General features: G+C 68.4%; 15 protein-coding genes. All 15 read left to right on the top strand.

Annotated features, from left to right (window positions below; translation table 11 throughout):
- On the top strand, positions 1 to 235 hold a 235-nt coding region (locus AC11WY_RS15500), incomplete at its 5' end, for a hypothetical protein (protein WP_482927098.1).
- A gap of 178 nt (positions 236 to 413) precedes the next feature.
- On the top strand, positions 414 to 815 hold the full coding sequence (gene ybgC, locus AC11WY_RS15495; protein WP_482927096.1) for a tol-pal system-associated acyl-CoA thioesterase: 402 nt from the start codon (positions 414 to 416) through the stop codon (positions 813 to 815).
- A 103-nt stretch (positions 816 to 918) separates the two neighbouring features.
- Complete coding sequence (gene tolQ / locus AC11WY_RS15490; RefSeq protein ID WP_482927094.1) at positions 919 to 1,614, top strand: protein TolQ; 696 nt, start codon at positions 919 to 921, stop codon at positions 1,612 to 1,614.
- A gap of 3 nt (positions 1,615 to 1,617) precedes the next feature.
- Positions 1,618 to 2,094 (top strand): protein TolR, encoded by a 477-nt coding sequence (gene tolR / locus AC11WY_RS15485; RefSeq protein WP_482927092.1) that lies wholly within the window; start codon positions 1,618 to 1,620, stop codon positions 2,092 to 2,094.
- 12 nt (positions 2,095 to 2,106) lie between these two features.
- Positions 2,107 to 3,369, top strand: a complete 1,263-nt coding sequence (locus AC11WY_RS15480; RefSeq protein ID WP_482927090.1) for a cell envelope biogenesis protein TolA — start codon at positions 2,107 to 2,109, stop codon at positions 3,367 to 3,369.
- The gene (gene tolB / locus AC11WY_RS15475) at positions 3,366 to 4,694 is read left to right on the top strand and encodes a Tol-Pal system beta propeller repeat protein TolB (protein ID WP_482927088.1); all 1,329 of its coding nucleotides are present in this window, start codon (positions 3,366 to 3,368) and stop codon (positions 4,692 to 4,694) included. The genes AC11WY_RS15480 and tolB overlap by 4 nt, the downstream gene beginning before the upstream one ends.
- Positions 4,695 to 4,775: 81 nt before the next feature.
- Positions 4,776 to 5,318, top strand: coding sequence for a peptidoglycan-associated lipoprotein Pal (pal, locus tag AC11WY_RS15470; RefSeq protein ID WP_482927086.1), 543 nt, complete (start codon positions 4,776 to 4,778; stop codon positions 5,316 to 5,318).
- Positions 5,319 to 5,328: 10 nt separating this feature from the next.
- Positions 5,329 to 6,174 carry a tol-pal system protein YbgF gene (gene ybgF, locus AC11WY_RS15465; RefSeq protein ID WP_482927084.1) on the top strand — a complete coding sequence of 282 codons (846 nt, stop codon included), beginning with the start codon at positions 5,329 to 5,331 and terminating at the stop codon, positions 6,172 to 6,174.
- Positions 6,175 to 6,203: 29 nt separating this feature from the next.
- Positions 6,204 to 7,445 carry a tRNA lysidine(34) synthetase TilS gene (tilS, locus tag AC11WY_RS15460; RefSeq protein WP_482927102.1) on the top strand — a complete coding sequence of 414 codons (1,242 nt, stop codon included), beginning with the start codon at positions 6,204 to 6,206 and terminating at the stop codon, positions 7,443 to 7,445.
- A gap of 90 nt (positions 7,446 to 7,535) precedes the next feature.
- Positions 7,536 to 9,449 carry an ATP-dependent zinc metalloprotease FtsH gene (gene ftsH / locus AC11WY_RS15455; protein WP_482927082.1) on the top strand — a complete coding sequence of 638 codons (1,914 nt, stop codon included), beginning with the start codon at positions 7,536 to 7,538 and terminating at the stop codon, positions 9,447 to 9,449.
- 138 nt (positions 9,450 to 9,587) lie between these two features.
- Positions 9,588 to 10,376: a methyltransferase domain-containing protein gene (locus tag AC11WY_RS15450; protein ID WP_482927080.1), complete on the top strand. Its 789-nt coding sequence runs from the start codon at positions 9,588 to 9,590 to the stop codon at positions 10,374 to 10,376.
- Positions 10,376 to 10,990, top strand: coding sequence for an MOSC domain-containing protein (locus tag AC11WY_RS15445; protein WP_482927078.1), 615 nt, complete (start codon positions 10,376 to 10,378; stop codon positions 10,988 to 10,990). Before AC11WY_RS15450 ends, AC11WY_RS15445 begins: the two co-directional genes overlap by 1 nt.
- Positions 10,991 to 11,161: 171 nt before the next feature.
- Positions 11,162 to 12,838 (top strand): formate--tetrahydrofolate ligase, encoded by a 1,677-nt coding sequence (locus tag AC11WY_RS15440; protein WP_482927076.1) that lies wholly within the window; start codon positions 11,162 to 11,164, stop codon positions 12,836 to 12,838.
- An 81-nt stretch (positions 12,839 to 12,919) separates the two neighbouring features.
- Positions 12,920 to 13,240: a chorismate mutase gene (locus AC11WY_RS15435; RefSeq protein WP_482927074.1), complete on the top strand. Its 321-nt coding sequence runs from the start codon at positions 12,920 to 12,922 to the stop codon at positions 13,238 to 13,240.
- Complete coding sequence (locus AC11WY_RS15430) at positions 13,237 to 14,115, top strand: bifunctional 5,10-methylenetetrahydrofolate dehydrogenase/5,10-methenyltetrahydrofolate cyclohydrolase (RefSeq protein WP_482927072.1); 879 nt, start codon at positions 13,237 to 13,239, stop codon at positions 14,113 to 14,115. The genes AC11WY_RS15435 and AC11WY_RS15430 overlap by 4 nt, the downstream gene beginning before the upstream one ends.

Raw genomic sequence — 14,115 nt, 5'->3', positions numbered from 1 at the left:
GATGGCGGAGCCGACCAACCTCAAGGTGTTGCGCGAGGCGGTGCTGGAACTTTCCGGCAGAGGCATCAGGGCCGAGCGGGGCGGAAAGAAGATAGCCTGCGTGACGCTCGACGTCGACAGCGCGCCGATCGAGGTTCATGGCCACCAGCTGCGTGTTTCGCGTGATGGTGGGCAGCCGACCGGTCCTGCTCTCGATCCGAAGCGACCGGTTGAAACTGGGCGTGACCGGCTGTAACGTTTCACCCATGCGTGCGTCCGATGCTGCCGTCGTTTCCTGTCTAGCAGCTTGAATCTACAGCGATTTCAGACGCACGCAACCAATCCAACCGATTTCCGTGAATAAGCCGGGTTGAGCATGAACTTGAGAAGTGTGCAGCGGAACTGTTCGCTTGAGCTTGGGCTTTGATGATTCAATGACCCACCGGTTCCCCCAGCGCGTCTACTACGAAGATACCGACCTTGCCGGGGTCGTCTATTACGCGAACTACCTCAAGTTCATCGAGCGGGCGCGCAGCGAGTGGGTGCGCGGGCTGGGCGTCGATCAGGTCCGGTTGAAGGCGGAGCAAGGCATCGTTTTCGCCGTGCGGCGGCTGGAGGCGGATTACCTTGCGCCTGCTCGGTTCGACGACCTGCTGGAGGTGGAGACCACGCTGCACGCGCTGACCGGCGCGCGGGTCGTGCTGGATCAGGTGGTGCTGCGGGGCGCCGAACGGCTGTTCGTGGCGCGGGTGACGCTGGTCTGCCTGGGGGCGGCCGGGCCGGTGCGGCTGCCGGCGGTGATCCGCCAGTGCATGGCGGGAATGCAGCAATTGTAAGGCGGGGTCACACGCATGTGTTGGCATTTGCCCTAAAACACAGATAGAATCAGTGCTAACCCAAGCCGCCGTGAGAGCGGCCGATCCGAAACGAGCAGGCACCATGGACACCACGACACTTGCGAACGCGCAGGCGCTCGATTTTTCAATGCTCGCGCTCTTCGCGCGGGCGACTCTGACCGTGCAGATCGTGATGATCCTGCTGATCATCGCCTCGTTCTGGTCCTGGTCGATCATCATCCAGAAGCACATCCTTTACCGCCGCGCGCGCGGCGAGGCGACCGTGTTCGACCGCGCCTTCTGGTCGGGCGAACCGCTGGATGAGCTGTTCGAGAAGATCGGCTCGCAGCCCGAAGGCGCGTCCGAAAAGATCTTCGCCTCGGGGATGCTGGAATGGCGGCGCAGCCACCGCCAGGATGGCGGGCTGATCGCGGGGGCGCAGGCCCGCATCGACCGGTCGATGGACGTGGCGATCGCGAAAGAGGCCGAGGGGCTGAACGGGGGGCTGGCGTTTCTGGCCACGGTCGGGTCCACCGCGCCGTTCGTCGGCCTGTTCGGCACCGTCTGGGGCATCAAGCACGCCTTCGAGGAAATCGCGATCAGCCAGAACACCAACCTGGCCGTGGTCGCCCCCGGCATAGCCGAGGCGCTGCTGTCGACCGGCCTTGGCCTGCTGGCGGCCATTCCGGCCGTGATCTTCTACAACAAGCTGTCGGCTGACAGTGACCGCGTGGTGTCGGGCTACGAAGCCTTCGCCGACGAGTTCGCCACCATCCTGTCGCGCCAGTTGGACGCCTGAGCCATGGGGGCCGGGGTGATCCAGAAGGGCGGCGGGGGCGGGCGCCGGGGCCGGAGGCGGCGCGGACGCAGCGCCGCGATGTCGGAGATCAACGTCACGCCCTTCGTGGACGTGATGCTGGTGCTTCTGATCATCTTCATGGTGGCGGCGCCGCTGCTGACGGTGGGTGTGCCGATCAAGCTGCCGAAGACGGCGGCGACGGCGCTGCCGACCGAGAAGGAGGAGCCGCTGACCATCACGCTGGCGCCCGACGGCAAGATCATGCTGCAGACCACCGAGATCGACGCGAATGACCTGATCGTCAAGCTTCAGGCGATCTCGGCCGAGCGGGCGGACAAGAAGGTCTACCTGCGGGCGGACGGCAGCATTCCCTATTCGCGCGTGGCGCAGGTGATGGGGGCGTTGAACGCGGGCGGGTTCCGCGACATCGGCCTGGTCACCGACCCCGACGGACCCAAGCTCAATGGCAGCGGCGGCTAGGCCGAACCGATCATGCGGACCGGCACCATCATCTCTGGCATCGGGCATCTTGGCCTGATCCTGTGGCTTCTGTTCGGGGGGCTGCTGACGGCGAGCCATGAGGCGCCGCCGATCCAGACCTCGGACGTGTCGCTGCTGTCGAGCGCGGAGCTGGCGCAGATGACGGCGGCCGCCTCGCCGCCGCCGGGCAAGCCGCAGACCGATGTGGCCACGCCCAGGCCCGACGCCGCCGAGACCCCGCCCGCGCCCGCGCCGCAACCCGAGGCGGCGCCGAAACCCGCGCCCGCGCCGAAACCGACGCCCGAGCCGAAGGCCGACGCCAAGCCCGTGGTGCCCAAGAAGGTGCCCGCACCGGCCAAGGTGGATACGGTGCCGCCACCCGCGCCGACCCCGCCGCCGGAACCCGCGCCCGCGCCCGTGATCAGCCCCGCGCCGCCGCCGAAGGCCGTGCCGCGAGTCGCGCCGACGCCGGCGCCCGCGCCGAAGCCCGACGTGAAAGTGGCCGACGTGCCGCAGCCCGAGGTGGCACCCGACGCGACCCCGACGCCGACGCCGAAGCCGCCGAAAGAGGCCGCCGCGCCGAAAGAGGCGGCGGCCCAGATAGTGCCCGAGACGACGGCGCCGGACGCGAGCGTCAACGGCGCGCCGCAGATGGCGCCGAAGTCGAGCCCGCGCCCGAAGACCCGCCCCGCTCCCCCGGCGCCCGACACGTCCACCGCCGATGCGGTGGCCGCGGCGGCGGCCGACACCACGGGCACGCCCGACACCGCGGCCAAGCCCGACACCGCGCCAAAGGGCGATGCCAAGCCCGCCAAACCAGCCAAGCCCGCCAAACCCGCGACGTCGACCACCGGCACGGCCTCGGCGATGGCGGCGGCGCTGGCGGCGGCGGGCGGCGACGGCACCACCGGCGATCAGCCGACCGGCAGCGCGGCGCAGAAATCCGCCGGGCCGCCGCTGACCTCGGGCGACACCAGCGGCTTGTTGTCGGCGCTGAAGAACACCTGGATCGTCGATCCGGGGTCGGCCGCTGCGGATATCACGGTCGCGGTCGCCTTCTCGCTGAATCAGGATGGATCGGTGATCCCGGCCTCGATAAAACTCCTGTCGAACAGCGGCGGAAGCGATGCGGGGGCGGTGCAGGCCGCCTTTGAAAAGGCGCGGCGCGCGATCCTGCGTGGCAGTGCGAACGGATTCAACCTGCCACCGGACAAGTACGACCAGTGGCGTGATATCGAAATGGTATTCAACCCAGACGGAATGAGGCTCAAATGACTCTTGCTCGGCCCTTCGCAATCGTCCTCGCGCTCGCCTGGCAGGCTGCGGTGCTTGTCTCGCCGACGCTGGCGGCCCCGTTGCGTCTGGAGCTGACGCAGGGGGTGATCGAACCGATGCCCTACGCGCTGCCCACGTTCATCGCCGAAAACGCCGCCGGGGCGAAGGCGGCGGGCGACATCAGCCAGGTGATCGCCGACGACCTGACCGGAACCGGGCTGTTCCGGCAGATCCCGTCAAGCGCCTTCATCAGCAAGGTGTCCAGCTTCGACGCGCCGGTGCAGTACCCCGACTGGAAGGCGATCAACGCGCAGGCGCTGATCACCGGGGCGGTCAGCGTGCAGGGCGACAAGGTGGTGGTGAAGTTCCGCCTGTTCGACGTGTTCTCGGGCCAGGCGATGGGCGAGGGGTTGCAGTTTGCGGGCCCGGTCTCGGCCTGGCGGCGGATGGGGCACAAGGTGGCCGATGCCGTCTACAGCCGCATCACCGGCGAGTCGGGCTACTTCGACAGCCGCGTGGTGTTCGTTTCGCAAAGCGGGCCGAAGGCGCAGCGCCAGATGAAGCTGGGCGTGATGGACTACGACGGCGCCAACACCAGCTATCTGACCGACAACCGGTCGATCGTGCTGGCGCCGCGCTTTTCGCACGATGGCAAGCGGATCATCTATGTCAGCTATCAGTCGGGCTTTCCGCATATCTACGTCATGGACCTTGCGACGCTGCAGCAGACGATGCTGGACGACCAGCCCGGCACGATGACCTTCGCGCCGCGCTTCTCGCCCGATGACCGCTCGGCGGTGTTCTCGCTGGAACAGGGCGGCAACACCGACCTTTACTCGATCGACCTCGCGTCCGGCACCAACAAGCGGCTGACCAACGCGCCCTCGATCGAGACGGCGCCGAGCTATTCGCCGGACGGCTCGCAGATCGTGTTCGAAAGCGACCGCTCGGGCGAGCAGCAGATCTATGTGATGGCGACCGGCGGCGGTGATGCGACGCGGATCAGCTTTGGCCCCGGCAAATACGCCACCCCGGTCTGGTCGCCGCGCGGCGACCTGATCGCCTTCACCAAGCAGAACGATGGCCGGTTCTACATTGGCGTGATGAAGGCCGATGGCAGCGAGGAACGCCTGCTCACGGCGTCGTTCCTTGACGAGGGTCCGACCTGGGCGCCGAATGGCCGCGTCATCATGTTCACCCGCGAGGCCGCCGGTGCCGACAGCGCCCCGCAGCTTTATTCGGTTGATATCTCGGGCCGGAACCTCAAGCGCGTGCCGACCGACGGCGCCGCGTCCGATCCGGCCTGGGGGCCCCTGCTTCCCTGAACCCCGATGGCCGTCGGTTACAACGGCCCAGAAACATGTTATGGTGGCCCCATAGGGCCGAGAACACAAAGGAATGACGTCATGCTGAACTTCAACAAGGCGGTTCTGCTCGTCGCAGCCCTCGGGCTGGCGGCTTGCAACAACCCCAACCGCTACACGAACGGCGGCGCCGGGGCGAACGGTGCGGGCGGTGCAGGGGGGGCTGGCGGTGCGGGCGGCATCTCCAGCCAGGGGCTGGGCGATGCCGGCAATCCGGCCTCGGTCGCCTACTTCAACCAGACCGTGGGCGACCGCGTCCTGTTCCTGCAAGACCAGAGCACGCTGACGCCCGAGGCGACGCAGATCCTGACGGCGCAGGCGCAGTGGCTGAACAAGTATCCCGACTACGCCATCATCGTTGAAGGTCATGCCGACGAGCGCGGGACCGAGCAATACAACATGGCGCTGGGCGCCCGCCGCGCCGGAGCTGTGCAGGAGTTTCTGGTCGGGCAGGGCGTCCGGGCGGGTCGCATCAAGACCATCACCTATGGCAAGCTGCGCCCGATCGCGACCTGTGACGACGAATCCTGCTGGTCGCAGAACCGTCGCGCGGTCACCGTGCTGTCCCAGGGCCTGAACGGGTAAGGAGGCTGGGATGCTCGGGTTGGTGAAGGTTTCGGCGGCCGGGCTCGTGCTGGCGGTGGCGCTTGCGGGCGCCGCCGTCGGCCAGTCGAACAAGCAGACGCTGGCCGATATCCAGGCCGACCTGCAAACCGTTCAGGCCGAGGTGCTGAGCCTTAAGCAGGAGCTGAAGGCGACCGGCGCAAGTTCGGTGCAGGCGCCCGCCAGCAATACCGCGCAGGCCCGGCTCGACGCGATCGAGGCGGCGCTGCAAAGCCTGACGTCGCAGACCGAAGACCTGCAGAACCGCATCAATCGCGTGGTCGCCGACGGCACGAACCGGATCGGCGACCTGCAATACCGGCTGACCGAGGCGCAGGGCGGCGACACCAGCAAGATCGGCAAGACTGCGCCACTGGGCGGCGATGCCAGTGGCGGCACGACGGTGGTCGCCCCGACCGCCCCGCAGCCGCCCGCCTCCAGCGGGCCGGAGCTTGCGGTCAGCGAAAAGGCCGACTTCGACGCGGCGAAAGCGGCCTACGACGGCGGCAACTTCCGCGGCGCGGCCGACCTGTTCGCGACCTTCGCCCAGACCTACACGGGCGGGCCGCTGACCGGCGAGGCGCTGTTCTACCGCGGCGAGTCGCTGTCGAAGGCGGGCGACACGGCGAATGCCGCGCGCGCCTACCTTGACAGCTTTTCGAGCTATCCCAAGGGGCCGAAGGCGCCTGACGCGCTGACAAAGCTGGGCGTGAGCCTGGGAAAACTGGGTCAGACGCAGGATGCCTGCACCACGCTGGGCCAGGTCTCGGTGCGCTATCCGGGGGCACCCGCCATCGCCGACGCCACCAAGGCGATGCAGGGTCTCGGGTGCAAGTGACGCTGGACGCAACGTCCTCTGACGACGCACTGGCGCGCGCGATCGACGCAGGCTTGACGCCCGACCGGCCCGCCCGGTTGGGCGTTGCCGTTTCGGGCGGCGGCGACTCGATGGCGCTGTTGCACCTTCTGCGCGACTGGGCGCAGCGCACCGGGGCCGCGCTGCACGCCGCGACGGTGGATCACGGCCTGCGCCCCGCCGCGCGCGCCGAGGCGGCGATGGTGGCCGAGGTCTGCGAGGGCCTTGGCATCGCCCACACCACGTTGCGCTGGAACGGCTGGGATGGCAGCGGCAACCTGCAGGATCAGGCCCGCCGCGCGCGCTATGCGCTGATGGCGGACTGGGCGCTGGCAGAGGGGCTGGGGGCCGTGGCGTTGGGCCACACCGCCGACGACCAGGCCGAGACGTTCCTGATGCGGCTGGCGCGCGGGGCCGGGGTCGACGGGCTGTCCGCGATGGCGCCGCGCCGCCGCTCGCTGGGTGTGGACTGGCTGCGCCCGCTGCTGGGGGTGGCGCGGTCCGATCTGCGCGGCTACCTGACTGCGCGGCGGCTGGGTTGGGTCGATGACCCCTCCAACGCCGATCCCCGGTTTGCTCGGGTGCGCGCCCGGCAGGTGCTGGCCGGGCTGGAGCCGCTGGGGCTGAACGCGGTGGCGCTGCGGGCCACCACGCTGCGGCTGGCCGAGGCGCGCGACGCGCTCGACCATGCGGCGCAGGACGCGGCGCGGCGGATCGCCACGGTCGAGGCGGGCGACGTGACGATCGAGCGGGCGGCCTTGCTGGCGCTGCCCGCCGAACTGCGGCGGCGGCTTTTGTCGCACGCGCTGGCCTGGGTCGCCTCGGCCGAATACCGGCCCCGCCACGAGACGCTGGCCGAGGCGCTGGCCGCGGTCGCCGAAGGGCGCGACATGTCGCTGCACGGCTGCCTGCTGACGGTGCGCAAGACGCAGCTGCGCCTGACCCGCGAATTGCAGGCGGTAAAGGGCAAGACGGCCGCGCCGGGCGCGATCTGGGACCGGCGCTGGCGCCTGAACGCGCCCGAGGGCACGCCGACCGGCGGGCTGGAAATCGCCGCGTTGGGCAACGCGGGCCTTGCGGCTTGCCCGAAATGGCGCGAAACGGGGCTGAAGCGGGCGACCCTTCTGTCGGCGCCGGGGGTGTGGCGGGGGGCGACGCTGGTGGCGGCGCCACTGGCCGGGCGATCGGAGGGCTGGGCCGCCGAACTGGCCCGGGGCGAGAGTGACTATTTTACTTCGCTTTTATCACATTGAACGCAACCGTCGAATGTCTATCTTAGACGGGAACAATATCGGCGACACTGGACAACGGAGGTTCGTGTGCCGCCTGCAAGGAGGTCCCACGTGGGCAACGCGAGAAATATCGCATTCTGGGTCGTGCTGTTCCTGCTGATCCTGGCGCTGTTCAACCTGTTCAGCGGCAGCGAAGCGACGATGGCCACCCGCTCGGTCGCCTATTCGGATTTCGTTCAGCGGCTCGACGGTGGCGATGTCGCCAGCGTCACGCTCGATGGCGAGCGCATCCTGGTGCGCGGCAAGGACGGCCAGCAATACATGACGATCAAGCCGGATGGCGAGAACGTCACTGACAAGCTGCTGGCCAAGAACGTGATCGTGGATGCCAAGGCGCAGCAGCAATCGGGCTTCATGTCGCTGCTGGGGGTTTGGCTGCCGTTCATCGTGCTGATCGGCATCTGGCTGTTCTTCATGAACCGGATGCAGGGCGGCGGCAAAGGCGGGGCGATGGGCTTTGGCAAATCGCGCGCCAAACTGCTGACCGAAAAGCATGGCCGGGTGACGTTCGACGACGTGGCCGGGATCGACGAGGCCAAGGAAGAGCTCGAAGAGATCGTCGAATTCCTGCGCAACCCGCAGAAATTCAGTCGTCTCGGCGGCAAGATCCCGAAAGGCGCGCTGCTGGTCGGCCCGCCCGGCACCGGCAAGACCCTTCTGGCGCGCGCCATCGCGGGCGAGGCGGGCGTGCCGTTCTTCACCATCTCGGGCTCCGACTTCGTGGAGATGTTCGTCGGCGTCGGCGCCAGCCGTGTGCGCGACATGTTCGAGCAGGCCAAGAAGAACGCGCCCTGCATCGTCTTCATCGACGAAATCGACGCCGTGGGCCGCTCGCGTGGCGTCGGCTATGGCGGCGGCAATGACGAGCGCGAGCAGACGCTGAACCAGCTTCTGGTCGAAATGGACGGGTTCGAGGCGAACGAGGGCATCATCATCGTGGCGGCGACCAACCGCCCCGATGTGCTGGACCCGGCGCTGCTGCGCCCCGGCCGCTTTGACCGCCAGATCACCGTGCCGAACCCCGACATCAAGGGCCGCGAGAAGATCCTGACGGTGCACTCGCGCAAGGTGCCGCTGGGGCCGGACGTCGATCTGCGCATCATCGCGCGCGGCACGCCGGGCTTTTCGGGCGCCGATCTGGCGAACCTGGTCAACGAGGCGGCGCTGCGGGCGGCGCGCGTCGGTCGGCGGTTCGTCACGATGGAAGACTTCGAGAACGCCAAGGACAAGGTCATGATGGGCGCCGAGCGCCGCAGCATGGTGATGAGCGAGGACGAGAAGAAGCTGACCGCCTACCACGAGGCCGGTCACGCCATCGTCGGCCTGAACGTGCCGCAGCACGACCCGATCCACAAGGCGACGATCATCCCGCGCGGCCGCGCGCTGGGTCTGGTTCTGAGCCTGCCGGAGCGCGATCAGCTTTCGGTGACCTACACCAAGTACAAGTCGAAGATCGCGATGGCGATGGGCGGCAAGGTCGCGGAAGAGCTGATCTTCGGCAAGGAGAACGTGACCTCGGGCGCGTCGTCGGACATCCAGCAGGTGTCGAAGATCGCCCGCGCGATGGTGACGCAGTTCGGGTTTTCCGACACGCTCGGCAATATCGACTATGCCAACGAACAGCAAAGCTACCTTGGCAACTACTCGGGCGGCTCGCCGCATTCGCCCGAGACGATGGCCCTGATCGACGTCGAGGTGCGCAAGATCGTCGATGAGGGCTACGAGACCGCCAAGCGCATCCTGACCGAAAAGGCCGATGATCTGCGGCGGCTGGCCGAGGGGCTGCTGGAATACGAAACGCTGACCGGTGGCGAGATCGGCCGGGTGATCCGGGGCGAGCCGCTGGGCCGGGGTGATGATCAGGGCAATCCCCCGACGGCCACCGCCAGCGTCACGACGATCCCCAAGACCAAGCCCAAGTCGCCCAAGGCCGACGGCGGGATGGAACCCGAACCGCTGACCTGACGGTGGCGGGTGGCGGATGACGGCCCCGGCGGGAAACCATCGGGGCCTTGTCATAAGCGCAGGCCGGGGTTTCGACCGATCCGGTTGACCCGGCCCCGCCGCCTGCGATACTGCCGCCACCGCGCACAAGGAGCCGCCATGCCCGCCGCCGCGACCGACTGGAGCCCCGAGCGTTACGCCCGCTTTGCCGACCTGCGCCTGCGTCCGGCGCGCGATCTGGTGGCGCAGGTGCACGCGTTGCCCGACGGCGACGTGATCGACCTGGGCTGCGGCAATGGCCCGGTGGCCGAGGCGCTGGCGGCGGCGTTCCCGGCGCGGCGGCTGATCGGGGTCGATGCCTCGCCCGCGATGCTGGCGAAGGCGCGCGAGACGGGGCGATATGCGGACCTGATCGAGGCCGACATCGCCGCCTGGGCGCCTGAACGGCCGCCCGCGCTGATCTTTTCCAACGCCGCGCTGCATTGGCTGCCCGACCATGCCGCCCTGCTTCCGCGGCTGGCGGGGTTTCTGGCCCCCGGCGGCACGCTGGCGGTGCAGATGCCGCGCCAGACCGCCGCGCCCTCGCACCGGTTTCTGCGCGACATCGCGGCCGCGCTTTATCCCGACCGTTTCGAGCTTGCCCATTGGGTGCCGCCCGTGCAGCCGGCCGAGGGTTACTGGCGGATGCTGGCGCCGCTGGGCGAGGTGACGGCCTGGGAAACGGACTACGTTCAGCGCCTCGACCCCTCGCCCGACGGGCATCCGGTGCGGCGGTTCACCGAGGCCACCGCGATGCGGCCGTTCCTCGACAAGCTGACGTCCGCCGAGGCGGCGTCCTTCACCGCCGCCTACGAGGAAGCGTTGGGGGTGGCCTATCCGCTGCTGCCGGACGGTGCGGCGCTGTTCCCGTTCCGGCGCTGCTTCTTCATGCTGCGGGTGCCGGGCTGATGCCCGCGCTGCTGCCCACCGCCTACGGCGCCACGGTGACCTGGCTTGGCCGCGTCGCGGACCGTGAGGCCGCGCTGGCCGCCGTGCCCTGCGAGGCGCTGACCCTGACCTTTGCCGGGCCGGAGGGGGAAGCCCATGCCGGGTTGACGCGCCCCGCCTGCAGCCGCGTGTCGGCGCAGCACAAGCGCGGCACGCCCATTCGCAACGTGCGGCAACTGTCGATCCTGGCGGCGGAAGACATCGCTGCCATCGCCGCCGGGATGGGGCTCGATACGCTTGACCCGGCCTGGCTTGGCGCATCATTGGTGGTCGAGGGGCTGGCGGATTTCAGCCATCTGCCACCATCGTCGCGCCTGCAGGGGCCGGACGGGGTGACGCTGGTGGTGGATATGGAAAACCGGCCCTGCACCCTGCCCGCCAAGGTGATCGAGGCCGCGCGCCCCGGCTTTGGCAAGGCGTTCAAGCCCGCCGCCGCAGGTCGCCGCGGCGTGACCGCTTGGGTCGAGCGCGAGGGTGTGCTGCGTCTGGGCGAACGGTTGACCCTGCACATCCCCGATCAGCCGGTCTGGGCGCATCTGGGCGCTGCGCGCCGGGGTGGCACGGCGATGGAATGAAAATTCCACCATTGAAATTTTTCTTCCACACGGGTCATGGATTTCCGATCGGAAACCGTGACTGGCGAATTTGACGTTGAAGGCGTCGGAATCGCCCCTGCCGTGTCGCCTGCCGCCCGCTATAGCCGGTGAAGGCGTCGTGGGGCGCAATGCCCGCAGGGAGAAGCAACAATGGCCGTAAAGACCGATATCGAGATTGCACGCGAAGCGAAGAAGAAACCGATCCAAGAGATCGGCGCGAAGCTTGGCATTCCGACCGAACACCTGCTGCCCTATGGCCATGACAAGGCGAAGGTGGGCCAGGCCTTCATCAAAAGCATCGCCGACCGGCCGAAGGGCAAGCTGATCCTTGTCACCGCGATCAACCCGACCCCCGCGGGCGAAGGCAAGACCACGACCACCGTGGGTCTTGGCGATGGCCTGAACCGGATCGGCAAGAAGGCCGTGGTCTGCATCCGCGAGGCCAGCCTTGGCCCGAACTTCGGCATGAAGGGCGGCGCCGCGGGCGGTGGCATGAGCCAGGTCGTGCCGATGGAGGAGATGAACCTCCACTTCACCGGCGACTTCCACGCCATCACCTCGGCGCACAACCTGCTGTCGGCGATGATCGACAACCACATCTACTGGGGCAACGAGCTGGACATCGACGCCCGCCGCATCGTGTGGCGCCGGGTGATGGACATGAACGACCGCGCGCTGCGCGACATCGTGGTGAACCTTGGCGGCGTCGCCAACGGCTTTCCGCGCCAGACCGGGTTCGACATCACGGTCGCCTCGGAAGTCATGGCGATCCTGTGCCTGTCGAACGACCTTGAAGACCTGGAAAAGCGGCTGGGCGACATCGTCGTGGCCTACCGCCGCGACAAGACCCCGGTCTACTGCCGCGACCTGAAGGCCGACGGCGCGATGACCGTGCTGCTGAAGGATGCGATGCAGCCGAACCTGGTGCAGACGCTGGAGAACAACCCCGCCTTCGTGCACGGCGGGCCGTTCGCCAACATCGCGCATGGCTGCAACTCGGTCATCGCCACCAACACCGCGCTGCGGCTGGGCGAATATGTGGTGACCGAAGCGGGCTTCGGCGCCGACCTGGGCGCCGAGAAGTTCTTCGACATCAAATGCCGCAAGGCGGGGCTCAGCCCCTCGGCGGCAGTGATCGTGGCGACCTGCCGCGCGATGAAGATGAACGGCGGCGTCGCCAAGGCCGACCTCGGTGCCGAGAACGTCGATGCGATCAAGAAGGGCTGCCCCAACCTCGGCCGCCACATCGCCAACGTGAAGGGCTTCGGGGTGCCGGTGGTGGTGGCGATCAACCACTTCTTCAGCGACACCGACGCCGAGATTCAAGCGGTGAAGGACTACGTCGCCCAGCAGGGCGCCGAGGCGATCCTGTGCAAGCACTGGGCGCTGGGTTCCGCCGGGATCGAGGAACTGGCGCACAAGGTCGTGGCGCTGGCGGAAAGCGGCGCCGCGAACTTCGCGCCGCTCTACCCCGACGAGATGCCGCTGTTCCAGAAGGCCGAGACCATCGCCAAGCGCATCTACCACGCCGACGCGCTGATCGCCGACAAGTCGGTGCGCGACCAGTTGAAGGTGTGGGAGGCTGCGGGCTATGGCCATCTGCCGATCTGCATGGCCAAGACCCAATACAGCTTTACCACCGACCCGAATGTGCGCGGTGCGCCCACCGGGCACACCGTGCCGGTGCGCGAAGTGCGGCTGTCGGCCGGGGCCGGCTTCGTCGTGGTGATCTGCGGCGAGATCATGACGATGCCGGGCCTGCCGCGAGTGCCCTCGGCCGAGGTGATCCGGCTGAATGCCAACGGCGACATCGAAGGGCTGTTCTGATCCTGCGGGGGCCGCACCCGACGGGTTGCGGCCCCTCGCATTCTTCGGCAAACCCTGTGGGAGCCTGCCGGAGCACCTGCCATGACCGACCTTGACACCATCGCCACCATGACCGCCCTGCGTGACCGGATCGACGCGCTGGACCGCGATCTGGTGGCGCTGCTGGCGCGGCGCGCGGCGATGATCGACCGCGCCGCGGTGTTGAAGCCGGGCGAGGGCCTGCCCGCGCGCATCGCGGCGCGGGTGGAGGACGTGGTGGCGAAGGTGCGCGCCGAGGCTGCGGGCCGGGGTCTTGACCCCGACCTTGCCGAGCGGCTCTGGCGGATGCTGATCGAGTGGTCGATCGCGCGCGAAGAGGCGGTTCTGGGGCCCTCGGCCCCGACAGAGGAAGGGCAGGGATGACGGCCACCATCATCGACGGCAAGGCGATCGCGGCGCGCTTTCTGGCCGGGGCCGCGGCCGAAGCGGCGGCGCTGGCGGCCGAAGGCTGGGCGCCGCGTCTCGTCTCGATCTCGGTCGGCGATGTGGCCGCGGCCGAGCTTTACGTGCGCAACCAGAGCCGTCAGGCGGCAGCGGCGGGCGTCGGGTTCGAGGCGCGGAACTATCCCGCCACGATCTCGCTGGAACAGTTGGTGGGCGTGTTGCAGGGCCTGAACGCCGACCCCCGTGTGAACGGCATCATCATTCAGCGCCCGCTGCCCGCGCATATCCCGGTGAAGGCGCTGCAAAAGGCCGTGCATCCGCTGAAGGACGTGGAGGGGATGCACCCGGCCTCGATCGGCAACATCGTCTACAACGACCTGGCGCTTGGCCCCTGCACGGCGGTGGCGGCGGTGGAGATTCTCAAGACGCTGCCGCTGACGGTGCAGGGGCTGGACGTCACCGTGATCGGGCACAGCGAGATCGTCGGCAAGCCGATCGCCTTCCTGATGATGGGGCTGGGTGCCACCGTCACCGTCTGCCACCACATGACGCGGCAGGTGGCGGTGCATTCGCGCCGCGCCGATGCGGTTTTCGTGGCGGTCGGCAAGCCGGGGCTGGTGACGGGCGAGATGCTGAAGCCGGGCGCGGCGCTGATCGACATCGGCATCAACCGGGTGGACGGCCGCACGGTGGGCGACGCCGATTTCGCCAGTTGCGCCGAAGTGGCGGGCTGGATCACGCCGGTGCCGGGCGGGGTAGGGCCGGTGACGGTGGCGATCCTGATGAAGAACGCCGTGCTGGCAACGCGGATGCAGATGAACCATTACCGGCAGGCTTTCGCCGCGGCGGAATGA

Source organism: Solirhodobacter sp. (assembly GCF_964715405.1).
This window is presented reverse-complemented; position numbering and strand designations above follow the sequence as displayed.